Raw genomic sequence first — 24,753 nt, forward strand, 5'->3', positions numbered from 1 at the left:
TTTTGAGCCAGACGATTGAAGGCTTACTAAAAGGGTTAAATGAACAACAAAGAAAAGCGGTCCAGCATACAGACGGACCACTATTGATTATGGCAGGAGCAGGTAGTGGCAAAACACGTGTGCTAACACATCGAATTGCCTACCTATTAAATGAAAAAGATGTATCACCGAGAAGTATTTTAGCGATTACGTTTACGAATAAAGCGGCGCGTGAAATGAAGGATCGTGTTCATCGTCTCGTAGGTGCCGAGTCAGCACAAATCTGGGTATCTACCTTCCACTCGATGTGTGTACGAATACTAAGGCGTGAGATTGATCGGATAGGTATTAGCAGTAACTTCACGATATTAGATGGTGGAGACCAACTGACTGCGGTTAAACAAGTCGTTAAAGAGCTGAATATTGATCCAAAGAAATATGATCCTAGGGCAATGCTTAACGCGATTAGTTCAGCTAAAAATGAACTAGTTACTCATGAGGAATTCACCAAAAAGGCGGGCGATTTCTACCAGCAGCAGGTTGCTAAAGTATATGAGCGTTACCAAAAAAAGCTACGGAAGAACCAATCCCTCGATTTTGATGATTTGATTATGCAGACAATTGTCTTATTTCAACGAGTGCCAGAGGTGTTGGAATACTATCAACGCCGGTTCCATTACATTCATGTTGATGAGTATCAGGATACAAACCGCGCACAATATACACTCGTAAAGCAGTTAGCGAACAGATTCCAAAATCTTTGCGTAGTTGGTGATTCTGACCAGTCAATTTACGCTTGGCGAGGTGCGGATATAGGAAATATTCTTTCATTCGAAAAGGATTACCCTAGTGCGTCTGTCGTTTTATTAGAGCAAAATTATCGATCAACCAAATCGATTTTAAATGCAGCAAATAAGGTGATTGAGCGGAACCCATCACGTAAGCCAAAGAAGCTATGGACAGATAATGAAGATGGTCAGAAAATTACTTATTACCAAGCGGCGACCGAGCAAGAAGAAGGGTTGTTTATTGCCGAACGAATAAAAGAGTTACATCTATCGAAGGATTTACATTATCAGGATATGGCGATTCTTTACCGAACGAATGCCCAATCACGTGCCATCGAGGAAACATTCATGAAGGCGAATATCCCGTACCAAATGGTCGGCGGTACAAAATTCTATGATCGAAAAGAAATTAAGGATATGCTCGCTTATTTGCGGTTAATTTGTAACCCGAATGATGATTTAAGCTTTGTTCGTGTCGTTAATGAACCGAAGCGTGGTGTTGGGAAAACGTCGGTGGAGAAGCTGCAGGCATTTGCTGCTGAACATGATATTTCTTTATATCAAGCCGTACAGGAAGTGGATTTTACAGGAGTAAGTGCAAAGGCTGCCAATGAACTTGCTAAGTTCGGGGCAATGATTCGTGACTGGACAAAACAACAAGAGTTTTTAACTGCAACAGATTTGGTTGAAGAAGTACTGAAACGGACAGGATATGAAGAGATGTTATTGAATGAACGGAGCATCGAAGCAGCCAGTCGTTTAGAAAACTTAGAAGAATTTAAAACAGTTACAAACCACTTTGAAAAAACTGCGGAAGAAGACAAATCTTTAATTGCTTTCTTAACAGACCTTGCTTTAATTTCTGACCTTGACCGTATGGATGACGATGAAGAAGCAAATGACAAAGTAACAATGATGACCTTGCATGCAGCAAAAGGACTTGAATTTCCGATCGTGTTCTTAATTGGTATGGAAGAAAATGTATTCCCGCACAGTCGTTCCTTAATGGAAGAAGCAGAAATGGAAGAAGAAAGACGACTTGCTTATGTAGGTATTACAAGGGCGGAACGGCAGTTATTTTTAACACATGCGCAAATGCGTACCTTGTATGGTCGTACCAACATGAACCCTGTTAGCCGCTTTATTCAAGAGATTCCGGATGAATTGTTAGATGGAATTGAAGTGGCGAGTAAAGCGAGACATCCGTTCCATGGAGCGATTGCTCGTCAGGGACAGAACCCGACCGCAACCGATCAACCGAAACGCGCGCCGAGGAAAGTAATGCAGCAGAAAACAACTGGTGGCGAATCAATTGGTTGGCAACCGGGAGATAAGGCGAATCATAAAAAATGGGGGCAAGGAACAGTAGTGAAAGTGAGTGGGGATGGAGATGCCATGGAACTTGATATTGCTTTTCCTGCACCAACAGGTATCAAGCGATTGCTCGCTAAATTTGCTCCGATCACAAAAGACTAAATTGAGGTGTTTGGAATGGACCGTGCACAAGCAAACAAAGAAATCGAACAACTTCGTACGGAGATCAATCAATATAATTATGAATATCACGTACTTGATAGTCCTAGTGTTTCCGATAGCGAGTATGATAAAAAAATTCAGCGACTGATTGAATTGGAGTCGATGTATCCTGACTTGCTTACACCCGATTCTCCATCACAACGAGTCGGTGGAGAGCCGTTAGATGCGTTTCGTAAAGTACAGCACACCATACCAATGTTAAGCTTAGGAAATGCATTTAATGAAGAGGACCTGCGTGATTTTGACCGTCGTGTACGAGAAGGCTTGAATGAAGAAGTTTCCTACGTGTGTGAGCTTAAAATTGATGGACTCGCAGTTTCCCTTCGTTATGAAGATGGTTTATTTACGCAAGGAGCAACCCGTGGCGATGGGACGGAAGGGGAAGAAATTACAAGCAATTTAAAGACGATTCGTAGTATTCCGTTACGAATTGATTTAGACGATGCAATTGAGGTGCGTGGTGAGGCATTTATGCCGAAAAAATCATTTCTAGCATTGAATGAGAAAAAAGACGCAAATGGGGAAGAGCCATTTGCCAATCCACGTAATGCAGCGGCAGGATCGCTTAGACAGCTTGACTCGAAAATTGCGGCAGCACGTAACCTTGATATTTTCTTATACAGTGTTGGACAATGGGAGGATGGAACACTTTCCTCTCACAGTGAACGGTTGGATTATTTAAAAACACTTGGATTTAAAACAAATCCAGAGTGGAAAAAATGCCAAACAATCGAAGAAGTGATTGCTTATGTTCAAGGATGGGTGGAAAATCGTCCAAATTTGAGCTATGAAATTGATGGGATTGTAATTAAAGTAGATAATTTAGAGCAACAGGAGAGGCTTGGATTTACCGCGAAAAATCCGCGTTGGGCAATCGCTTATAAATTTCCAGCAGAAGAGGCAATTACCAAGCTGATTGATATTGAACTGAGTGTAGGCCGAACAGGGGTAGTCACACCTACTGCAATTTTAGAGCCTGTAAAAGTAGCGGGCACGACTGTACAACGCGCATCCTTGCATAACGAAGATCTGATTCGTGAAAAGGATATTCGGATTGGTGATACCGTCGTTATTAAAAAAGCAGGTGATATCATTCCCGAAGTTGTTCGTGTCGTGAAGGATAAACGTAGTGAAGAGCAGCAACTGTTTCATATGCCGAAGAAGTGTCCAGCTTGTGACAGTGAATTAGTACGCTTAGAAGAGGAAGTTGCTCTTCGTTGTATTAACCCAAGCTGTCCCGCTCAATTAATTGAGGGACTGATTCACTTTGTTTCTAGAAATGCCATGAACATCGACGGCTTAGGGGAAAAAGTTGTGATCCAGCTGTTTGAAGAAAAGCTAGTCCATGACATTGCTGATTTATATAAGCTAGAAAAGGAAGATTTATTAGAGCTAGAGCGAATGGGTGAAAAATCAGTAACCAATCTGTTAGAAGCGATTGAAGCTTCGAAACAAAATTCGCTGGAGCGTTTGTTATTTGGTCTTGGTATTCGATTTGTTGGTGCCAAGGCAGCACGTACATTAGCTGAACATTTCCTATCGATCGAGCAGCTTGTTTCTGCAAATTTTGAAGAATTGATCGAGATTAATGAAATTGGCGATAAGATGGCCGATTCAATCGCGCGCTATTTCGATGAACCACAAGCGAAGGCACTAATACAGGAGTTACAGCAACTAGGACTCAATATGGAGTACAAAGGACTGCGCAAAACTGATCAGCCAGAAGACTCTGTATTTAAGGATAAAACGATCGTATTAACAGGAAAATTAGAAATATTTGCCCGTGAAGAAGCAAAACAGCAAATCGAAGCACTAGGAGGAAAAATAACCGGTAGCGTTAGTAAAAAGACAGATTTACTTATTGCCGGTGCAGATGCAGGCTCAAAGCTTTCTAAAGCGGAACAATTGGGTGTGGAAATCTGGGATGAAGAGCAACTAAGACAAGCCTTGGATAATTAGGGAGTGAGAAGAATGAAAAGGTTTATGCTATTGATAGTCATGCTAATACTCACAACGAGCTGTGCCCCATCGTTTAACAGCCAAGAAGGTGTAATCGAGGAGAATCAGGATGAATCAGGTCAAGAAACAGCGATTATTCCGAGCTACAATATCGCAGAGGATAATTACAAGGTGATGATCCCTTATAAAATTGGTAAAGCACGTGGTGTAATAACAAACCAAGTTGCAAATCGTGTTGACATTGATGAGCTAGAGGAAGGATTACGTCGTCATTCCAAACAAGTTTATGATCCTGACACATATTTTTTCCAAGAAGGCCAATACATTACGGATAGCATTGTGTATGAATGGTTGGAGCGTTTCTCAGAGACAGAAGCAAGTAGGTCAAATCCTGAAGGTTTAAACCCTGCAATTGAAGATGAATCTGATGAGGATCAGCAACGGGCAAATCCAAAATACTTATCTCACATTCTAGAGCAGAACTATATTGTTAAAACAGAAGGTGATTTTGTTGAATTAGGTGGTATATCAATTGGAATTGCTTTGAAATCAGTATACACCTTTCAGACAGAAGACTTTGGTGCCTCATATTATGAGGATATACCAATGGAGGATTTGATTTCAGAAGGAAAACAAATTGCACAACAGGTATTGAGTCGTGTCCGCCAAATTGAAGGATTAGAGGAAGTTCCAGTGTTACTCAGTTTGTTCCGGGAAGAGGCACAAAACTCGCTCGTTCCAGGTAATTTCATAGCAAAAACATTTGTAGAGGAAGGTAATAGTACAATTGGTGCATGGGAAAATATTAATGAAGAACATATTTTATTTCCTTCTAGTGAAGCAAATGAAAAATATCCTGAGATGTCAGATAATCTAGGGTATTTTGAACAAGATATTGCCGAATATTTTCCAAACTATGTTAGTGTAATTGGTAAGGGCTTTTATATAGAAGATGAACTACAGAAGCTTACAATTGAAATTCCAGTATCTTTTAATGGAAACGGGGAGATTATTGGTTTTAATCAATATATTTATGGATTAGTAACAGAAGGATTTCAAAATAATTATGATTTAGAAATTAATGTGACATCAAATGGTCGACAAGAAAGCTTAATAACTAGAAATGCAGGGGAAGATGATCTCGCGGTGCATATATATCATTAAAAACATGCATAGTTAGATGATTACCTTAGATGATGGTGAGGGAGAACCTTTTACTAAGTCTAGTTACATGTAAATGTTGTTCCGTTACGATGGAACCAAGGTGGACCGTTTATGGAAATAGGTTTTTTTATCAAATTAAATCGCATCAAACAAAATATTACTCAAGGTGAATTGGCAGAAGGGATCGTGTCAGAGTCCTATTTGTCTAAGATTGAGAACCAAAAGACTGAAGCAAGTAAAGAATTACTAGAGTTATTATGTGCCCGATTAGGGGTAATAATGCACTATGATGATGATTTTAAAACTAGAGAAAAGTGTAAGAAATGGTTTAGTCTACTTTGTGAAGGCAATGACACGGAAGAAATTACTTTGTTATACCAAGAACTTCAAGCAATTATGGATAATCATTTTTCCGATATCCATACACTATTTGAGCTTCATAAGATTAGGTATTTTACGTTGATCGATGAGGGTGACCTTGCATTAGAACAGCTTAAAAAGTTAAAAGAGGTAGTGACTACCTTTGACGTTGAGAAGCAATATTACTGGTATAAATTCAAAGGGAATTTTCATGTTAAAATAACGGAAAACTTTATACAAGCATTAGAGTATTTCAAGATAGCTCACAGTAAAGTCAATCAGTTTTTAATACAAGAACAGGATATTGCTGATTTGAAATATTATATGTCCCTTACTTATGGCAAGCTTCGTTTTAGCAATGACTCTATTGATTATGCAAAGGAAGCACTGGAAATATTTCAACAGCACTACAATTATAATCGCTGTGCTAAAACGCACATTTTGATAGGGATCGCCTATCGAAGAATTAAAAAAAATGACAAAGCGATTGAAAACTATGATCTTGCATTAAGGCTAGCCCAAGCCCACGGATACTTGTCACTTATTCAATTGACAAATCTTAATTTAGGGCATTTATATGAGACCAAAGGTAATAATGAAAAATCTTTTTACTTTTATAATGAAGTGGTGAAGGATCCAAATTCACGTTTCCAAGCACGTTTAAAAGCGATTATTAGTTTAACTAGACTTTACTATCTAGATAACAAGACGACTGCAGCTATCAACCTAGTTACCCAAGGCAAAGATCTCCTTGCAAAAGAGAATAGCCAGCAATTACTGTATATTGAAAAATCACTAGCGTTTTACGATGCTTTACTTCAATCGGACAATGACAGCTTTGCAAAAATAGCGAATGATGAATTATTACCACTTTTAAAAAAACAACAGGATTATGCGAATATCGTTAATTACGCAACAATGGCAGGGAATCACTTTGAAAGCATGAAAAAGTATAAATTAGCAGCGCAATATTATAAGCTAGTAAATAACGCATACGCGCAACTGATAAAAATATAACTGATTAATAGCAAAAGTTGCCAATGAACGATTAATTTTGCTATTATCATAAGTATTGTTAGTATCGTAAAAAATAAGCGGAGGTGACTGGAAATGGCAGAGATTTCTAAGGAACAGGTGAAGCACGTTGCCCACTTGGCAAGGCTTGCAATTTCTGATGAAGAAGTAGAAACAATGACAAAACAGCTTGGTGACATTATAAAATATGCAGAGCTGTTAAACGAATTAGATACAGAAAACGTAGAACCAACAACACACGTATTAGATTTAAAAAATGTTATGCGTAAAGATGAGGCAAGAAAGTGGATTAATAGAGAAGATGCATTGAAAAACGCACCAGATCAGAAAAATGGACAGTTCCGCGTCCCATCAATATTGGAATAGGAGGGAAATTGCATATGAGTTTATTTGACCATACCTTAAAAGAACTACAAGGGAAATTACATAAGAAAGAAATTAATGTTACTGATTTAGTAGCAGAATCATATAATCGCATTGATGAAGTGGACGAGCAAGTTAAGGCGTTTCTCACACTAGATGAAGAATCAGCGCGTGCTAAAGCAAAACAGCTTGATGAAAGCTTAACAACAGACGCATCGATATTATTTGGTACACCGATCGGAATCAAGGATAATATCGTTACAAAAGGCTTGCGCACAACTTGTGCTAGTCAGTTTTTAGATAACTTTACGGATCCTCTTTACGATGCAACTGTCGTACAAAAGCTAAACAGTCAACATACCGTTACAATTGGCAAGCTTAATATGGATGAATTTGCAATGGGTTCTTCCAATGAAAATTCAAGCTATTTTACGACACGTAATCCTTGGAATACTGATTACGTACCAGGTGGATCTAGTGGTGGTTCGGCTGCTGCAGTAGCGGCACGAGAAGTATTTTTCGCACTTGGTTCAGATACAGGTGGATCGATTCGTCAACCGGCGGCATTTTGTGGTGTCGTTGGGTTAAAACCTACATATGGCTTAGTATCACGCTTTGGCTTAGTAGCATTCGCATCATCATTGGACCAAATTGGACCAGTAACACGAACGGTTGAAGATAACGCCCACTTATTGCAAGCAATTGTTGGACATGACAAGATGGATGCTACTTCTGCGAATGTTGATATTCCTAGCTATATTGATGCTACCAAACAAGATGTCAAAGGGCTCAGAATTGCTGTTCCAACTGAGTATTTGCAAGAAGGTGTATCAACTGAAGTACGTGAATCTATACTTGCTGCATTAAAAGTATATGAAAGCTTAGGTGCAACATGGGAAGAAGTGTCGCTTCCACATTCACGCTATGCAGTTGCAGCATATTATTTGCTTGCTTCATCCGAAGCATCTGCAAACCTTGCACGCTTTGATGGTGTCCGCTATGGTGTTCGCTCTGAAAAAGCAGAAAACATGATTGATATGTTTAAGCTATCTCGCAGTGAAGGCTTTGGCGACGAAGTAAAACGCAGAATTATGCTCGGAACGTTTGCTTTAAGCTCTGGATATTATGATGCGTACTATAAAAAAGCCCAAAAGGTACGTACTTTAATTAAGCAAGACTTTGAAAAAGTGTTTGCAGATTACGATATTATCATTGGGCCAACAACACCAACACCAGCATTTAAAGTCGGGGAAATCATTGATGATCCATTAACAATGTATGCAAATGATATCCTAACAATCCCCGTAAACCTTGCGGGAGTTCCAGGAATGTCGATTCCATGTGGGCTATCAAAAGACGGTTTACCAATCGGGTTGCAGTTAATTGGTAAACACTTTGATGAACGTACGATTTACCGTGCTGCTTATGCGTATGAACAAGCAACGGAGCATCATAAAAAACAGCCGGTAGTTGGAGGTGCTAAATAATGAATTTTGAAACCATTATCGGTCTAGAAGTCCATGTCGAGCTAAAAACAAATTCTAAAATATTTAGTCCTAGTGATAATCACTTTGGCGCAGAGCCGAATTCAAATGTGAATCCGATCGACCTTGGTTATCCTGGTGTCTTACCTGTATTAAACGAAGAGGCAGTAAATTTTGCAATGAAGGCAGCAATGGCGCTTAATTGTGAAGTTGCAACTGATACGAAGTTTGACCGTAAAAACTATTTTTATCCTGATAATCCAAAGGCTTACCAAATTTCTCAATTTGATCAGCCAATTGGTGAACATGGCTGGATCGAGATCGAGGTCGATGGCAATAAGAAACGAATTGGCATTACGCGTCTTCATTTAGAAGAAGATGCTGGTAAGTTGACGCATGGCGATGACGGGTACTCTTATGTCGATTATAACCGTCAAGGAACACCACTAATTGAAATCGTTTCTGAGCCAGACTTGCGATCACCAGAAGAAGCGTATGCATATTTGGAAAAGCTAAAGAATATAATTCAATTTACAGGGGTCTCTGATTGTAAAATGGAAGAAGGTTCTCTACGTTGTGACGCGAACATCTCCCTACGACCAATAGGACAAGAACAATTCGGTGTGAAAACGGAATTGAAAAACTTAAATTCCTTCTCTTTTGTGCAAAAAGGGCTGGAGTTTGAAGAAAAGCGCCAGCAAAAAGAGTTGTTATCTGGTGGGATCATTGAGCAGGAAACACGCCGGTATGATGAACAGAAGAAAGAAACGATTTTAATGCGTGTAAAAGAAGGTTCTGACGATTATCGTTATTTCCCTGAGCCCGATTTAGTTCCGTTATATATAGATGAAGATTGGAAAGAACGAATTCGTGCTTCTATTCCAGAACTTCCAGACGCGAGAAAACAACGCTATGTAAATGATCTTGACTTACCAGAATATGATGCTGCTGTATTAACAAGCACAAAAGAAATGTCTGATTTCTTCGAAGAAACAATTGCTTCTGGAGCAGATACAAAGCAAGCATCCAACTGGTTAATGGGTGAAGTGTCTGCATACATGAATAAACACTTAAAAGAATTGCCAGAGCTACCACTAACTCCAGAAGCGCTAGCGAAGATGATACAGCTTATTGAAGATGGAACAATCTCATCAAAAATGGCGAAGAAAGTATTCTCTGAGCTCGTAGAAAATGGTGGCGATCCAGAACAAGTTGTTAAAGACAAAGGTCTCGTTCAAATTTCTGACGAAAGTCAATTAACGGAGATTATCACGACCATACTTGATAAAAACGAGCAATCAATTATTGACTATAAAAACGGGAAAGATCGTGCACTTGGTTTCCTAGTTGGACAAGTTATGAAGGAAACAAAAGGACAAGCGAACCCACCAATGGTAAACAAGATATTAGTACAAGAAATGGATAAACGGTAAAATCCAAGATTTGGGACTGTTCTTTAATAGGGAGCAGTCCGCTTCTTTGAAACCTTTTTACTCGCAACATCGTAAAGTAGAGATGAAACCGTAACTTATTTTGAAGAGGCAGGGGGTGCCGTATGAAACGGGCTCGAATAATCTATAATCCTACTTCTGGTCGAGAGATGTTTAAAAAAGAATTACCTGATGTACTTCAACGTATGGAGCACGCAGGCTATGAAACATCTACACATGCAACGACAGGAGCAGGAGATGCTATTGAAGAATCTGCAGCTGCAGTGGAACGTAAGTATGACGTTATAATTGCTGCTGGCGGAGATGGTACGATAAATGAAGTCATCAATGGTATGGCAGAAAAGCCAAATCGACCTAAACTAGGTATCATCCCGGTAGGAACAACGAATGATTTCTCGCGTGCATTATCTATTCCGAGGAACATTCAAAAAGCGGTAGATGTCATCATTGAAGGACGAACAACTGCCTTAGATATTGGAAGAGTGAACCAAGAATATTTTATGAATATTGCAGGTGGAGGCAAATTAACGGAGCTATCTTATGAAGTTCCTAGTAAATTAAAAACAATGATCGGACAACTCGCCTATTATTTAAAAGGAATTGAAATGCTACCTTCTCTTCGTCCTACCCATGTTCGAATAGAATATGATGGTAACGTTTTTGAAGATGAAATTATGCTATTCCTTGTCTCCAATACCAATTCGGTAGGTGGCTTTGAAAAACTCGCACCGACTGCACAAATGGATGATGGCTTGTTTGATTTGCTTATCTTAAGAAAAACAAATCTTGCTGATTTCATCCGCATCGCAACGTTGGCTCTGAGAGGTGCACATCTTGAGGATAGTCTTATATTTTACACAAGAGCAAAACATATAAAAGTCAATACCGAGGAAAAAATGCAATTAAACATTGATGGAGAATATGGTGGATTACTACCAGGAGAATTCACGAACCTCTACCAGCACATTGAATATTTTGTGCCACAGGATTTTATCGTTAAAAATCAGAGAGAAGACAGCTAATTGTTGCGAGCGTCTTCTCTTTTTTATGTTAGAAAATTGTCGAAGAATGAAACAACATGAAAATTTCCTGGGAAATACCAAGAAATTATAAGAATAGTATCGACCGAGTATTTTGTTTTCAGATAGAGATATGATAAACTTTGAACAGCAAAAGAGAAGAAGGACGCGTGATTGATGGTAAAACAAATTCCACCAGTACAGAAAAATCAAACAATAGAATTAACCTTTGAAGATTTAACCCATGAAGGAGACGGTGTCGGAAAAATCAATGGTTATCCGCTCTTTGTCCCATACGGTCTACCAGGGGAAAAAGCAAAGGTAAAAGTAATAAAAGTTAAGAAAAATTTCGGCTTTGGTAAGTTGCTTGAAATAGATCAAGTCAGCCCGGATCGCGTAGAGCCGCCTTGTGATGTATATGTGCAATGCGGTGGCTGTCAGCTACAACATATGAGCTATAATCTGCAGTTGAATATGAAGCAAAACCAAGTAAAAAATGCTTTAAAAAAGGTCGGTCATATTACCGATGTGCCAGTACATTCAACCATCGGGATGGACGACCCGTGGAGATACCGTAATAAAGTACAAATTCCTGTAGGATATCGGGGTGGCGAGTTAATCACTGGATTTTATCGCAAGCGCAGTCACGAAATCATTGATGGTATGGATACATGTGTAATCACAGCTGAAATTAATGATCGCATGGTCGAAGCTGTACGACGTATCGCTGACCGCCTGGGGATACAAGCATATAACGAGGAAAAACATAAAGGTGTCTTACGTCATATTATGGTCCGCACCGGTTTCGAAACGAACGAAACGATGATTGTCCTTGTCACACGTACGGAAGAACTACCATATGAGACCGAGCTAGTGAAAGAACTAAACGAAACGTATCCACAAATAAAATCAATCGTGCAAAATGTGAACAAACAAAAAACAAATGTCATCTTAGGTAAGAATACAAAAGTATTGTGGGGCCAAGAATACATTTATGACACGATTGGGGATATCAAGTTTGCTATCTCTGCTAAATCATTTTATCAAGTCAATCCGGCCCAAACAAAAAAGCTTTATGATAAAGCATTAGAGTATGCAGATTTAAGTGGAAATGAAATAGTAATTGACGCATACTGCGGGATTGGAACGATCTCTTTGTTTTTAGCACAAAAAGCAAAAAAAGTGTACGGTGTCGAAATTGTACCAGAAGCCATTTCCGATGCAAAAGCGAATGCGAAACTAAATCATATGGACAACGTTGAGTTTTATGTTGGTGAAGCTGAAAAAGTAATGCCATGGTGGACAGCGCAAGGCCTCCGTCCAGATGTTATTGTTGTCGACCCACCACGTAAAGGCTGTGAAGAAGCGTTGCTCGAAGCGATGATTACGATGAAACCAAAGCGGATTGTTTACGTTTCCTGTAACCCATCCACACTTGCTCGCGACTTGCGAATATTAGAAGATGGCGGGTATGAAACGAAGCAAGTGCAGCCAGTTGATATGTTTCCGCAGACAGGGCACGTCGAGTGTGTGGCGTTGATAGAGTTGAAATAGCTTGGTGTCAATAGGTTTAGTGGTTTTTAACAGAAAAATAAAGTGTGTTTTTTGTTCCCTCGGACTAATGGTTCGGGGGATTTTTTGATCCTTGGAGTCTTACTTTTACATATAATTGCTTGATATGGAGGAGGGTTTGGCATAAATGTAGAATTAGTACTTTATCCTAGCAGGGATATGGAGCCTTTTAAGCAAGCCGTAACCGTTAACATTTGATATAATTAGTGCAACCTAGTAGAAAAGTTATTTTGATCAAAAAAAATGGTGGAGGAACAAAACATGCAGTATCTTATTCAATTTCAAATTAATATCTTCGCATTAATGATTTTGATAGTACTCTATCTGTTTATTAGAATGAGATCAAAAATAAAAAGTTTTGGTAAAATGCTACTAAGGATGATTTTGATAGCAAGTACAGTTGCAATCATAATAGAACCTTTAACTTGGATATTTGATGGGATGCAATTTGCTGGTGCATTTTTACTTGAGTATGTTAGTAATTTTATATTGTTTATGATGGGACCTCTGTTGGGTGGATTAATGTTAGCATATGTTGATTATTGTATTTTTAAAGATCTAAAACGGATATTGAAGAGAAGGTTTTATCAGGATGTAAGTATTCTTACATTTGCTGTCTTAATTGTTAATATATTTTATCCGTTTTATTTTCAAGTAAATCCAGTTACGAACAGTTTTAGTAGTGGAGAGTATAAATGGATTCATTATGTAACGCTCGCAAGTCTATATATCTACATGTTAATCTTTTTAATAAAGAATAGAAAAAGAACTAAGCTTTATATTGTGAGTATATTTGTATTATTTTTTATGCTACCTATAATTGGGATGTTAGTTCAGTTAATTGACTCAAAATTATATTTTTCATGGACATTCATTGTATTGGGGATTTTGGTAGCGTATGTTTTTCTAGAAACTTCATCGACTGAGGTAGACTATCTAACCAAAGTATACAATCGACATAGTTATGAATCATATTTAAAACACCTAATTGAAACGGATAAAAAGTTTGCCGCAATCTTTATTGATTTAGATAAATTTAAAGATATAAATGATCAATATGGTCACGACATTGGAGATCAAGTACTGATAGTGTTTGCTCAAGTTTTGGGGAAAGTGTTTCATCCTAATTCTCTAGTTTTCAGACTTGGGGGAGATGAATTTATTGTCGTGGTGGAATCTACGAATACAAATGCGGAGTACTATATCTCCCAAATTCAAACGCATCTAGAAGATAATCCTTTAACGTATATCAATCAACTTAGATTTAGTTATGGGTACCAACAATATTCAGAAAAAATGACCGTCGATGAATTATACATTAAAGTAGACAAAGAAATGTATGCACGCAAACATGCGAACAGAATAGGGTGAAGGTTGATGTCACCTACTTTAATAGATCCTAACATAATACCCTCCTTAGGAACGTGGGGGCAGGTTAATTGTCCCATCCTGGAAGCATAACAGATGCCAATAAGCAGGAAGCACAACTATTGCAAAATTAGTGGCAGGACATTTATCTTCATCATTTACTTCCCGATACTCGGTACTTTAAATAGTTTATTTTAGTGGCACGAGAAACCTGACCCCATGTTCCCCTCAACTTTGTCAAGAAATCCTGTTATACTAAATAGGTAGTGATTGGGGACAGGTACTCTATTCAAAAAACTACCTAGCCATCATTCACCTAATAGTCATACCTGAACAAGGAGAGAACGTTATGAATGTACCATGGAAAGTAATCATCGTTGATGACGAGATGCTTATTAGGCAAGGAATTATTAATTACATCAATTGGGAGGAAGAAGGTTTTCAAATTATTGGAGAAGCTGGAAATGGAAATGAAGCCCTCCAATTAATTGATCAGAATCTACCTCACATTATTATTACCGATGTCGTCATGCCGGGCATGGATGGTATCGAATTAGTGAAGCAGGTTAAAGATAAATACCCTTCGATTGAAATAGTAGTGTTAAGTAGCTTTGAGGATTTCGATTATGTTCGTTCAACTTTTCAGAGTGGTGTTGCTGATTATATATTAAAGCCAAAGCTTAATGGAGAAGAGCTAATTAAAACGTTGCGCAAAATTGTACCTACCGAAATTCTTAATAATGAAACAAACAATAGTCCAGCTTCCGTAGAAGAACTTTTGCAAAAAAGTATTAAAGGTTATGCATTAATGAACGGTGAAAGCGCACTTACAGATGCTTTTCCATACAGCCAATTTAGTTTAGTAGCTGTTCACGATAACAATGAAAAAGAAAATGTCTTAACTTACCAGGAAATAGTTGATCAATTTAACAAACATATAGAGCAAATTGAGATGTATCCAATTATAGTCGATGAAAACGATGTCACTTTTATTCTAAATTTTGAGCCAAGCCAGCTCCCGTTAATCAAGGAAACAGTTGCTGAATCGGAAAATCATTACAATGATCTTGATTACGAGTGTGCATGGATAATGACGAGGCCATTTGGATTAATCCGCGAATTAAAAGAGATATATGATGAAGATCTGCTAAGAATGAGAAATTATTTCTTTTATTTACAAGATAGAAAAGTATTGTTGTACGATGATTTGCCAGAAGTACCTGACAATGGCAGCACTTTTGATTTGAATCAATTTATTGATTTTTTTAAACAAAAGCATTTTAGTATTGCCACTCAGTATTTAGCTGACCATGTTGAATCCTTAGCGACTAATTATACAAAAGATATATACGAATTTAAATCATGGTTGGAAAACGTTATCTTCAACATTGTTGTATTATTAGGAAATATGAAATACGATACGACGGAGCTTGAAGCTAAGAAATATGATTACTTCACAAGTATTAATGAAGCGAAACATGCAATTATTGCAGTCAATCTTTTCAATGATTTCTTATCAGAGGTTAAAAAAATTGTTTTAGCCGAAAAAGAGGACCAACCAACGAACATGCAATTATTATTGCAGTATATTGAAGATCATTATACAGAGCCACTTTCCTTAAAAACTTTAGCGGATCATTTTCACTTTAATGCATCGTATCTATCTAGTTATTTTAGTGCGCACCATAAAGAAGGCTTTAGTGATTATTTGAATCAAGTGAGAATTGATAAGGCCAAGTTTATTTTAAAATCTAGCACGACGCCAGTAGCGACAGTTAGTGAATTAGTTGGCTATTCAGATACTAGTTATTTTTGTAAAGTGTTTAAGCGTATGGAAGGGATGTCTCCTGGTAGCTATCGAAAAAAAGCTTCAGCACTGAATTGAGGGAAATCCTATGAAGAAATTACTCAAGATTATTCAAAATAACAACTTGTTCGTCAAAATGTTTCTCGTAATGGTTATAAGCATCGTATCCGTATCAGTCTTAATAACTTTTAGCACGATCCGAATGTCTAGTAGTCTGTTTATGGAAACATTTAGTATTACCAATACAAAGGTGCTCAGCCAGATTAAACAACGTTTTGAAGCCTTCAACTATTCTGTTATTGTTACCGCTATCGATGTACAAAATAATGGAACGATAAAAGATGTTTTAACACAAGAAGATGGAAATTCTGTACAGATGAACACATCGTTCTATGAGATTACCGAACAAATGGAACGTATTTACTATGATAACCCTAACGATGCAAATATGATTTTGTTAGGAGCTAATTATCATTTATTTAACATGAAATATTCCAATTGGCCTATTTCAGCGGAAACATTAGTCAATCATCCGATGACAATTAAGACTAGAGATAATCCTAATGAAATACTTTATCAGTTTGATCAGTCAGAGGCAACGAATGGTATCCCAATGATTGTAGCAACGAAAGCTCTTAGCGAAAGGTCGACAGGTAACATCTATGGATATTTATATGTGCCAATCCGTGAACAAAATGTAAGAGAATTTTATGAAGGCTATACGAGTCAGGGAAACAATGTGTTAGTGATGGATAGTCACGGCAAAATACTCTCCAGCAATCAACGCGAGCTAGTAGGTGATCATGCACTCGATCTTTTAACTTTTACGAGTGAAATAGAGGATAACAATCTAGAGCATAAAGAGGTAAATGTATTCAACAAAGACTATTTAATGTTATCAGAGTATTTACCAACCCTTGATTTATACATTATTAATTTGATAGACAATGATTTAGTAATCGACAATCTAGTTGATACAAGAGAAATAATATTAATAAGTATTGGAATAGTACTTTTAGCTGTGTTGGTTGTATTTATTATCTCAAGAAGAATGACGGTGTCTTTAAGTAGATTGATTAACCAAATTTCCAATATGGCTAGGTACGATTTTAGTAAGCCTGTGCAAGAGAAAGGCGGTTATGAAGCAAGAAAAATGGCGAGTGCGTTTAATTATATGCTTAATGAGCTGCACGAATATGTAAATATTTTAATGAAAACACAGCAAAAACAACGAAAAGCAGAATTAGAAGCATTGCAATATCAAATCAACCCGCATTTTCTTTATAATACGCTAACATCGATTAAGTTTTTAGTGAAGGAAGGAAAAAAAGAAGCTGCTTTAGAGACGATTGATGCACTTATCCCTCTACTGCAAAATGCTTTAGGTAACGTGGATGAGACAATTACGGTTGAACAAGAGATTGTTAACATGAAAAACTATGTTCTCATTAATCAAACGAGATATGGAGATCGAATTAAAGTAAACTATCTCATTTCTCCAGATTGCTTGCAATATTATTTACCAAAGCTTGTAATTCAGCCATTTATCGAAAATGCTTTCTTTCATGGTTTTACTGATAAAAAGCAAGGCCATATTCGCATATTGATCGCACAAAAGGATAATAATCTTGTTTGTGAAGTAATTGATACTGGTGATGGCATGAAAGTCGACAAGACAGAGAAGAAATTACCTTATCTAAAAGCGAAGCGACAATTATTTAGTGGAATCGGTGTAAGAAACGTACATGAACGGATTCAATTATTATATGGCAAAGAATATGGTGTAGAAATAACAAGTGAATTAGGACAAGGAACGAAAGTGAAGATTACCTTGCCTTTAATCAAGTAAAACACTGCCACTCCGGTTAGAGATAACCGCAAAGTGGCAGTGTTTTGTCGTCTAGGCATGCATATATGTGGTAAAAAGTCGTCTCTACTTAGAAAAAAAGTAATAACTTTAATGTATTTTTAACAAGATCCCGCTCATACTAATTCTGAGTTATTTGGTTGTGCAAATGTGGGATGGGAATGGAATTAGCATAAAGCTAACAATATAACTATTTGAAATCTAAAAATATTACTATTTCTAAAGAAAATACAATTGTAATGATAGCGTTTCCAATAATCCCTAATAATAATCAAATTAATACCTAAATATTGTTCTAACAGTGTGTTTATATTCAATGTTATGATTAATCCAGGCGTTAAGATAACGCTTTCAAAACAACTCACAAAAATATAGAGGGGGTTTTTTCAGATGAAAAAACTATGGTTTTTAAGTTTAACTGTATTATTAATCGTTTTTCTAGCAGCGTGTAATGGTGGAGATACAGAAGAAAACAGTTCTAACTCAGGTGACGCTAACTCAGGTGATGAAACAACAAAAGTTACAGCGTGGGCATGGGATCCGAACTTTAACATTGCTGCACTTGAAATTGCAAATGAGCAATATGCAGGCGATGACGTTGAGTTAGAAATCGTTGAAAATGCACAAGATGATATTGTACAGAAATTAAACACAGGTCTAAGCTCAGGTACAATGAATGGTATGCCTAACATTGTACTAATTGAAGACCAACGTGCTCAGAGTTTCTTACAAGCTTATCCAGATGCGTTCTTCCCAATTGGTGACTATTTCAATACAGAAGATTTCGCAGCGTACAAGCTTGAGCCAACTAGTTTTGATGGAAAGCAATATGGTTTACCGTTTGATACTGGTGTAACTGGCTTGTTCTACCGTACAGACTATCTTGAAGAAGCAGGATATACACATGATGATCTAGTTGACATTACGTGGGAAAGATATGTTGAAATTGGTAAAGATGTAAAAGAGAAGACAGGTCAAGATTTCATTTCTCTTGATCCAAATGATTTAGGGATTTTACGTGTTATGATGCAAACTGCCGGTGCTTGGTATGTAGAAGAAGATGGTACAACTGTTAATCTTGAAGGAAATGAAGCGTTGATCCAAGCAATGGAAAACTATAAAGCGCTTATGGAAGCTGATATTGTAAAGGCTAACTCTGACTGGAGTCAATTCCTAGCTGCATTTAACAGTGGTGACGTTGCAACTGTTCCTGTTGGTAACTGGATTGCAGCAAGTATTGAAGCAGAACCAACTCAATCTGGAAAATGGGCAGTAGCTCCAACTCCACGTTTGGACATCGAGGGCGCAGTACAATCATCGAACCAAGGTGGTAGCTCATGGTACGTACTAAATGTTGACGGTAAAGAAAAAGCTGCTGAATTCTTAGGCGAAACATTTGGTTCAAGTACTGAATTCTATGAAGAATTAGTTACTGAAGTTGGTGCAATTGGTACTTATAATCCTGCTGCTGAAACTGAAGCTTATGCTACTCCAAATGAATTCTTTGGTGGTCAGGCAATTGTAAAAGACTTCTCTGAATGGGCTGCTGATGTTCCTCCTGTAAATATGGGATTACACACATATGCAATTGAGGATATCTTAGCTGCACAAATGCAAGAATACCTTAAAGGTAAGGCAATTGAAGATGTGCTTGCAGATGCTCAAGCTCAAGCAGAATCACAGCTACAATAATCTGTTAATGTAAATAATAAAAACCTAAGGGAAAGCCTGGATCTGGATAAGTAGCAGTACGCCAATACAGAGCTATCCCTTAGGCTTTGTTTCTATAAAAAACGTCTAGTTAATGACCTAAAAGAGAACCATCGGTAAGCTTGAATAAACATTTCAAGAAATAAGAGGGATTCTTTGAAAGTAATATACTTTAAGGAGAATTCTTTTCTTAGTAATGCCGAGTCTGTCTCATGAGTTAGGAGGAAATAGGAACATGAGTCAACTGACAAAAGGTGCGAATGTGGGATCCACAAACAAAAAGACATTAGTTCAACGTTTTAAAATGAGTTATATCGGCTGGTTGTTTATTGCGCTATCCGTAGTCGGTATTTCATTATTTTATTTTTACCCAATGGTTCAAGCATTTCTTCTATCTTTAAAATCCGGTATGGGTGCAAACCTTGAATTTGTGGGCCTAGACAACTACGCGAGGTTATTTAAAGATCCAACGTTTATCACAGCACTGACGAATACATTACTGTATTTGCTAATTCAAGTACCGGTAATGATTATTTTAGCATTAATCTTTTCTGTGCTATTAAATGATCCGACATTGAAATTTAAAGGTTTTTTCAGAACAGCCATCTTTTTACCGTGTGTAACATCTCTTGTTGCATATGCAGTAATCTTTAAATACCTTTTTGGTGTTGACGGACTAGTTAACGAAGCATTAATGGGGTTACATGTAATTCCAGAGCCATTAAATTGGCTATCCGATCCATTCTTAGCGAAAATCACAATCATTATAGCAATTACTTGGAGATGGACAGGTTATAACATGATCTTCTATCTTTCGGCATTACAGAACGTGGATAAGCAAATGTATGAAGCGGCAAAAATCGATGGCGCTTCAGCAATACAACAGTTCTTCTTTATTACGATTCCAATGTTAAAGCCAATAATCTTATTTACATCGATTATTTCTACCATTGGTACACTACAATTATTTGATGAAGTTATGAACATTACGAGTGGTGGTCCAGGAAATGCGACACTTTCCATTTCCATGTACATTTACAACCTATCGTTTGAATATACGCCAGACTTTGGATATGCAGCAACCGTATCTTACGTGATTGTTATCTTAGTTGTTATCCTCTCTTTAATTCAATTCAGAGTGGCAGGTGATAGAAATTGAAAAAGTTAAAAAGAGCAGCAACCTATATTTTCTTAAGTGCAGCAGCTTTCGTTTCTATTTTTCCATTTTTATGGATGCTCGTTAGTATGACAAATAAATCCGTGGATGTTACAGGAGGTCGTTTGTTACCAGGGACGCACTTATTTGAAAACTTGAGAGTACTTATTGAGCAAGTTGATATTGGTAGCGCATTGATGAACTCCCTTATTATAGCGGTAATTACAACATTCTTAACGTTATTGATTGGTTCTTTAGCTGGTTATGGATTTGAGATCTATCGTTCACCGGGTAAGGATAAATTATTTGCGGTGCTACTATTATCAATGATGATTCCATTTGCAGCAATTATGATTCCGTTGTACCGTTTATTTGGTCAAATCTCCGGACCAGCTCCTTTTTTAGGTATCGATACGTTAGCAGCAGCATTAATGCCGACGATCATTACAGCATTCTTCATCTTTTTATTCCGTCAAAACACGAAAATGTTTGCGAAGGAATTGGTGGAAGCTGGAAGAATTGATGGTTTAAGTGAACTCGGAATCTTCTTCCGTATTTATGTACCAACAATGAAAACAACATATGCAGCAGCGGCAATCATTGCATTTATGAATAGCTGGAATAACTATTTATGGCCGCTCGTTGTTTTGCAATCACCAGGCAAATTAACAATTCCATTGTTAATTTCCAACCTAGGTGCTGGTTACACACCAGACTATGGTGTTATTATGACAGCGATTGTGATCGCAACACTACCTACCGCTATCGTGTTCTTCTTTATGCAGAAGCACTTCGTAGCAGGTATGATGGGCTCAGTAAAAGGATAATTCAGAGGGACGGTTCCCTTGTCTCAGGCGATATGGGACAAGTGAACCGTCCTAAATTGCATATTTGGAGGAATAGAAATTGCCTACGATTAAACACGATTGGGAAAACTTAGACGTACTACATCGAAACCGTAAATCCGAACGAGCACATTTTATTCCGTTTAAAGAAAGACGAAGTGCATTAACGTTCGACCGCGATAACACCTCTTCAATTAAACTATTAAATGGTCTATGGAAATTCAACTATGCAAATAGCCCAAGCTTAGCACCTGAGGATTTTTATCGGGCAGATTATAATACCGATAACTGGGATGATTTATACGTTCCATCTTCGTGGCAAATGCACGGATACGGAAAGCCAGCTTATACGAATGTGGTTTATCCGTTTCCAGTCGATCCGCCGTTTGTCCCCAATGAAAATCCGACTGGCAGTTATGTAAGAGAGTTTTTCATTCCAAAGAAATGGATTAGTGAACAAATCACACTGAAATTTGAGGGTGTGGATAGTGCGTTCCATGTTTGGGTTAACGGTCAGGAAGTTGGCTATAGTCAGGGAAGTCGCATACCATCTGAATTTGATGTTACTCCTTATATCGAAGAGGGTAAAAATATTGTTGCCGTTCAAGTCTACCAGTGGTCCGATGCGACATATATAGAAGATCAGGATATGTGGTGGCTGAGCGGTATTTTTCGTGATGTATATTTGTTAGCAGAGCCTAAAGTGCACATACAAGATTACTTTGTTAAAACAATCTTAGATGAAAACTATGAAAATGCAGTGCTACAAATAGAAACAGTTGTTGAAAACAACAGTGAAATGCCAGTTGAAGCATACACACTAGCTTATGAGTTGTTAGATGCTAATGGAAGTGTGGTTGTAAGTGAGCAAGATTCAGCGGCTATCTCTATTGCAGCTCATAGCACAGAAAAAATTATTCAAACTGTTGATATTACAAAGCCAAACAAGTGGTCTGCAGAAGATCCATATCTGTATAGCCTGTTACTTTCACTAAAGAATCAAAATGGTGAAATGACGGAAGTGATACCTACAAAAGTTGGTTTCAGGTCTGTAGAGCTTAGAGATGGCTTATTTTGGGTTAACGGTGTAGCCATTAAACTTAAAGGTGTGAACCGTCATGACCATCATCCAGATTTAGGGCGAGCGGTGCCGATTGAGTGGATGATTGAGGACGTTAAACTGATGAAGCAACATAATATTAACGCAGTCAGAACTGCTCATTACCCAAATGATCCAAGATTCTACGATTTATGCGATCAATATGGTTTATATGTAATAGATGAGGCAGATTTAGAAACACACGGGTTTGATGTGATTGGCAACTGGAATCAGCTTAGTGATGACCCGGAATGGGAAGCTGCCTATTTAGATCGCATGAAACGTATGGTCCACCGTGACAAAAACCATGCATCAATTATTATGTGGTCATTAGGAAACGAATCAGGCTTTGGTAGGAACCATGTTGTAATGGCAAATTGGGCAAAATCGTATGACGATACAAGACTTATTCATTATGAAGGAGAAAGTCGTGCGATTACACGTACAGAAAGTGATTATGATCCAAAGCGTGATCCAGAGTCATCGGATATATTTACGACGATGTACACAGCGGTTGAAGTCATGGATAAGTTAGGCGAAAGAACGGATTTGCAAAAACCACATATCCTTTGTGAGTATGCACACGCCATGGGTAATGGTCCAGGTGGATTAAAGGAATATTGGGACACGTTCTACAAGCACGAACGCCTTCAAGGTGGTTTTGTATGGGAATGGTTGGATCACGGTATTCGTCAGTATACGGAAGACGGTCAAGAATATTTTGCTTATGGTGGTGATTTTGGAGAAAATCCACACGATTCCAACTTTGTTATTGATGGATTAGTGATGGCCGATCGCACACCTTCACCAGGACTAATTGAGTACAAAAAAGTTATCGAGCCAGTAATTGTTGAAGCAGTAAATTTGGAAAAAGGCGAAGTTACAATTACGAATCGTTATGATTTTATTTCACTAGCGCATCTACATGCGACATGGACGATTAAATCGGGAGAATCTGTTGTAGCAAGCGGAACAATTCCAGTTAGTGAGATTGCGGGCCGTTCTAATAAGACAGTCGAGTTAGCTTATGACATGAACAAGTTTCATGGTTCAGTAGATGATTTCTGGTTGAACATTGATTTTTCACTTGCAAAAGATAATGATTGGGCATTAGTTGGACACAAAGTTGCATGGGGCCAGTTTGAATTACCTGTCAAAAAAGCCAATTTAGATAATGTAACTTCTTCACGAAGCGCATTGCGAGTCGAAGATTTACGCAACAGTCTTGTCATTCATGGGGATGAGTTTGTTGCCAGGTTCGATAAGGTTACCGGAAACTTAGCGGAATGGAAATATCAAGGTATCGACCTTATTAAAACTGGACCAAAATTGAACCTATGGAGAACGCCAATAGATAATGATCTTTGGGCGCAAAATCACTGGAAAGATGTTCCGTCTATCACGGAATGGAAGAATCATGGTCTTCATAGAATGCAACAACGAATCGACTTTGTTAGCTATAAAATTTTAGAGGACAATCAAGTGGAAGTTGTTGTTCATGCACGTGTTGCTCCACCAGTATTAAGCTGGGGAATTACAACATCCTATACGTATACAATGGATAAGAGTGGAATGCTCGGGATAAATGTAAAAGGAGAACCATATGGTAAGCTTCCAACTACGTTCCCAAGAATCGGGTTAAAAATGGAAGTTCCAAAAATGTTTGAACAAGTAAAGTGGTATGGTCGCGGACCGGGTGAAGCCTATGTTGATAGTAAGCAAGCGAATGCATTTGGTGTATGGTCGAAAAAAGTAGAAGACCTGTACACTCCTTACGTTTATCCGCAAGAAAATGGAAATAGGCATGAAGTGCGCTGGTCAACACTCACAAATCAGAATGGTATCGGTATTAAGTTCCAAGGACAGCCAGATTTTGACTTTAACGCTGCTTACTATACACCAGAAAATATCGAAACAGCACAACACACATTTGATTTGGTGAAACAAGATTTCATTACTGTACAAATTGATCATAAGCAACACGGTCTCGGATCTTCTAGCTGTGGTCCAGATGTATTGGAAAAGTATAGATTATACAGTGGTCCATTCGAATTTGCATTAAAATTAAAACCGAATGTTGGTTAGACTATAAAAATTGAGAATCTTCCTGATTTTTTTCACAGGAAGATATCAAGTAGTATTCAGGTAATTTTTTATGTACCAGTGATTTAAACGTATCAGTAATTGTGAA

The 24,753-nt window shown here is 37.8% G+C and carries 16 protein-coding genes; all 16 read left to right on the top strand.

What is annotated here, in order from left to right:
* Nucleotides 1-2: 2 nt before the first annotated feature.
* The 16 genes from pcrA to lacZ all read left to right on the top strand — a co-directional run bounded on the left by pcrA (nucleotide 3) and on the right by lacZ (nucleotide 24,647).
* Nucleotides 3-2,243: a DNA helicase PcrA gene (gene pcrA, locus ACI6MV_RS15965; RefSeq protein ID WP_407271317.1), complete on the top strand. Its 2,241-nt coding sequence runs from the start codon at nucleotides 3-5 to the stop codon at nucleotides 2,241-2,243.
* A 15-nt stretch (nucleotides 2,244-2,258) separates the two neighbouring features.
* Nucleotides 2,259-4,262 carry an NAD-dependent DNA ligase LigA gene (ligA, locus tag ACI6MV_RS15970; RefSeq protein WP_407271318.1) on the top strand — a complete coding sequence of 668 codons (2,004 nt, stop codon included), beginning with the start codon at nucleotides 2,259-2,261 and terminating at the stop codon, nucleotides 4,260-4,262.
* Nucleotides 4,263-4,274: 12 nt separating this feature from the next.
* Nucleotides 4,275-5,426: a CamS family sex pheromone protein gene (locus ACI6MV_RS15975; protein WP_407271319.1), complete on the top strand. Its 1,152-nt coding sequence runs from the start codon at nucleotides 4,275-4,277 to the stop codon at nucleotides 5,424-5,426.
* 111 nt (nucleotides 5,427-5,537) lie between these two features.
* Nucleotides 5,538-6,803, top strand: coding sequence for a helix-turn-helix domain-containing protein (locus ACI6MV_RS15980; protein WP_407271320.1), 1,266 nt, complete (start codon nucleotides 5,538-5,540; stop codon nucleotides 6,801-6,803).
* 93 nt (nucleotides 6,804-6,896) lie between these two features.
* Nucleotides 6,897-7,187 (top strand): Asp-tRNA(Asn)/Glu-tRNA(Gln) amidotransferase subunit GatC, encoded by a 291-nt coding sequence (gatC, locus tag ACI6MV_RS15985; protein WP_407271321.1) that lies wholly within the window; start codon nucleotides 6,897-6,899, stop codon nucleotides 7,185-7,187.
* A 14-nt stretch (nucleotides 7,188-7,201) separates the two neighbouring features.
* Nucleotides 7,202-8,671: an Asp-tRNA(Asn)/Glu-tRNA(Gln) amidotransferase subunit GatA gene (gene gatA / locus ACI6MV_RS15990; RefSeq protein WP_407271322.1), complete on the top strand. Its 1,470-nt coding sequence runs from the start codon at nucleotides 7,202-7,204 to the stop codon at nucleotides 8,669-8,671.
* Nucleotides 8,671-10,101, top strand: coding sequence for an Asp-tRNA(Asn)/Glu-tRNA(Gln) amidotransferase subunit GatB (gene gatB / locus ACI6MV_RS15995; protein ID WP_407271323.1), 1,431 nt, complete (start codon nucleotides 8,671-8,673; stop codon nucleotides 10,099-10,101). Before gatA ends, gatB begins: the two co-directional genes overlap by 1 nt.
* A 122-nt stretch (nucleotides 10,102-10,223) precedes the next feature.
* A complete protein-coding gene (locus ACI6MV_RS16000) occupies nucleotides 10,224-11,141 on the top strand; it encodes a diacylglycerol kinase (protein WP_407271324.1) in 918 nt (305 codons plus the stop codon).
* A 174-nt stretch (nucleotides 11,142-11,315) separates the two neighbouring features.
* A complete protein-coding gene (rlmD, locus tag ACI6MV_RS16005; RefSeq protein WP_407271325.1) occupies nucleotides 11,316-12,692 on the top strand; it encodes a 23S rRNA (uracil(1939)-C(5))-methyltransferase RlmD in 1,377 nt (458 codons plus the stop codon).
* Nucleotides 12,693-12,971: 279 nt separating this feature from the next.
* Nucleotides 12,972-14,081 (top strand): GGDEF domain-containing protein, encoded by a 1,110-nt coding sequence (locus ACI6MV_RS16010; RefSeq protein WP_407271326.1) that lies wholly within the window; start codon nucleotides 12,972-12,974, stop codon nucleotides 14,079-14,081.
* 346 nt (nucleotides 14,082-14,427) lie between these two features.
* Complete coding sequence (locus tag ACI6MV_RS16015) at nucleotides 14,428-15,963, top strand: response regulator transcription factor (RefSeq protein ID WP_407271327.1); 1,536 nt, start codon at nucleotides 14,428-14,430, stop codon at nucleotides 15,961-15,963.
* A gap of 10 nt (nucleotides 15,964-15,973) precedes the next feature.
* Nucleotides 15,974-17,734: a cache domain-containing sensor histidine kinase gene (locus ACI6MV_RS16020; RefSeq protein ID WP_407271328.1), complete on the top strand. Its 1,761-nt coding sequence runs from the start codon at nucleotides 15,974-15,976 to the stop codon at nucleotides 17,732-17,734.
* A gap of 408 nt (nucleotides 17,735-18,142) precedes the next feature.
* On the top strand, nucleotides 18,143-19,444 hold the full coding sequence (locus ACI6MV_RS16025; protein WP_407271329.1) for an ABC transporter substrate-binding protein: 1,302 nt from the start codon (nucleotides 18,143-18,145) through the stop codon (nucleotides 19,442-19,444).
* Between the two features lie 322 nt (nucleotides 19,445-19,766).
* Nucleotides 19,767-20,621 (top strand): carbohydrate ABC transporter permease, encoded by an 855-nt coding sequence (locus ACI6MV_RS16030; RefSeq protein WP_407271340.1) that lies wholly within the window; start codon nucleotides 19,767-19,769, stop codon nucleotides 20,619-20,621.
* Nucleotides 20,618-21,445, top strand: a complete 828-nt coding sequence (locus tag ACI6MV_RS16035; RefSeq protein ID WP_407271330.1) for a carbohydrate ABC transporter permease — start codon at nucleotides 20,618-20,620, stop codon at nucleotides 21,443-21,445. The genes ACI6MV_RS16030 and ACI6MV_RS16035 overlap by 4 nt, the downstream gene beginning before the upstream one ends.
* A gap of 79 nt (nucleotides 21,446-21,524) precedes the next feature.
* Nucleotides 21,525-24,647 carry a beta-galactosidase, LacZ type gene (gene lacZ / locus ACI6MV_RS16040; RefSeq protein WP_407271331.1) on the top strand — a complete coding sequence of 1,041 codons (3,123 nt, stop codon included), beginning with the start codon at nucleotides 21,525-21,527 and terminating at the stop codon, nucleotides 24,645-24,647.
* Nucleotides 24,648-24,753: the final 106 nt, after the last annotated feature.

The organism is Radiobacillus sp. PE A8.2, assembly GCF_045635475.1.
GTDB lineage: Bacteria > Bacillota > Bacilli > Bacillales > Amphibacillaceae > JBJGXI01.

Excerpts from the sequence above, each read along its gene's own strand:
- gatA (WP_407271322.1), top strand. The coding sequence starts at position 7,202 with ATGAGTTTATTTGACCATACCTTAAAAGAACTACAAGGGAAATTACAT.
- rlmD (WP_407271325.1), top strand. The coding sequence starts at position 11,316 with ATGGTAAAACAAATTCCACCAGTACAGAAAAATCAAACAATAGAATTA.
- ligA (WP_407271318.1), top strand. The coding sequence starts at position 2,259 with ATGGACCGTGCACAAGCAAACAAAGAAATCGAACAACTTCGTACGGAG.
- ACI6MV_RS16015 (WP_407271327.1), top strand. The coding sequence starts at position 14,428 with ATGAATGTACCATGGAAAGTAATCATCGTTGATGACGAGATGCTTATT.
- gatB (WP_407271323.1), top strand. The coding sequence starts at position 8,671 with ATGAATTTTGAAACCATTATCGGTCTAGAAGTCCATGTCGAGCTAAAA.
- ACI6MV_RS15975 (WP_407271319.1), top strand. The coding sequence starts at position 4,275 with ATGAAAAGGTTTATGCTATTGATAGTCATGCTAATACTCACAACGAGC.
- ACI6MV_RS16000 (WP_407271324.1), top strand. The coding sequence starts at position 10,224 with ATGAAACGGGCTCGAATAATCTATAATCCTACTTCTGGTCGAGAGATG.
- ACI6MV_RS15980 (WP_407271320.1), top strand. The coding sequence starts at position 5,538 with ATGGAAATAGGTTTTTTTATCAAATTAAATCGCATCAAACAAAATATT.
- ACI6MV_RS16010 (WP_407271326.1), top strand. The coding sequence starts at position 12,972 with ATGCAGTATCTTATTCAATTTCAAATTAATATCTTCGCATTAATGATT.
- ACI6MV_RS16030 (WP_407271340.1), top strand. The coding sequence starts at position 19,767 with ATGAGTTATATCGGCTGGTTGTTTATTGCGCTATCCGTAGTCGGTATT.
- ACI6MV_RS16020 (WP_407271328.1), top strand. The coding sequence starts at position 15,974 with ATGAAGAAATTACTCAAGATTATTCAAAATAACAACTTGTTCGTCAAA.
- gatC (WP_407271321.1), top strand. The coding sequence starts at position 6,897 with ATGGCAGAGATTTCTAAGGAACAGGTGAAGCACGTTGCCCACTTGGCA.
- ACI6MV_RS16025 (WP_407271329.1), top strand. The coding sequence starts at position 18,143 with ATGAAAAAACTATGGTTTTTAAGTTTAACTGTATTATTAATCGTTTTT.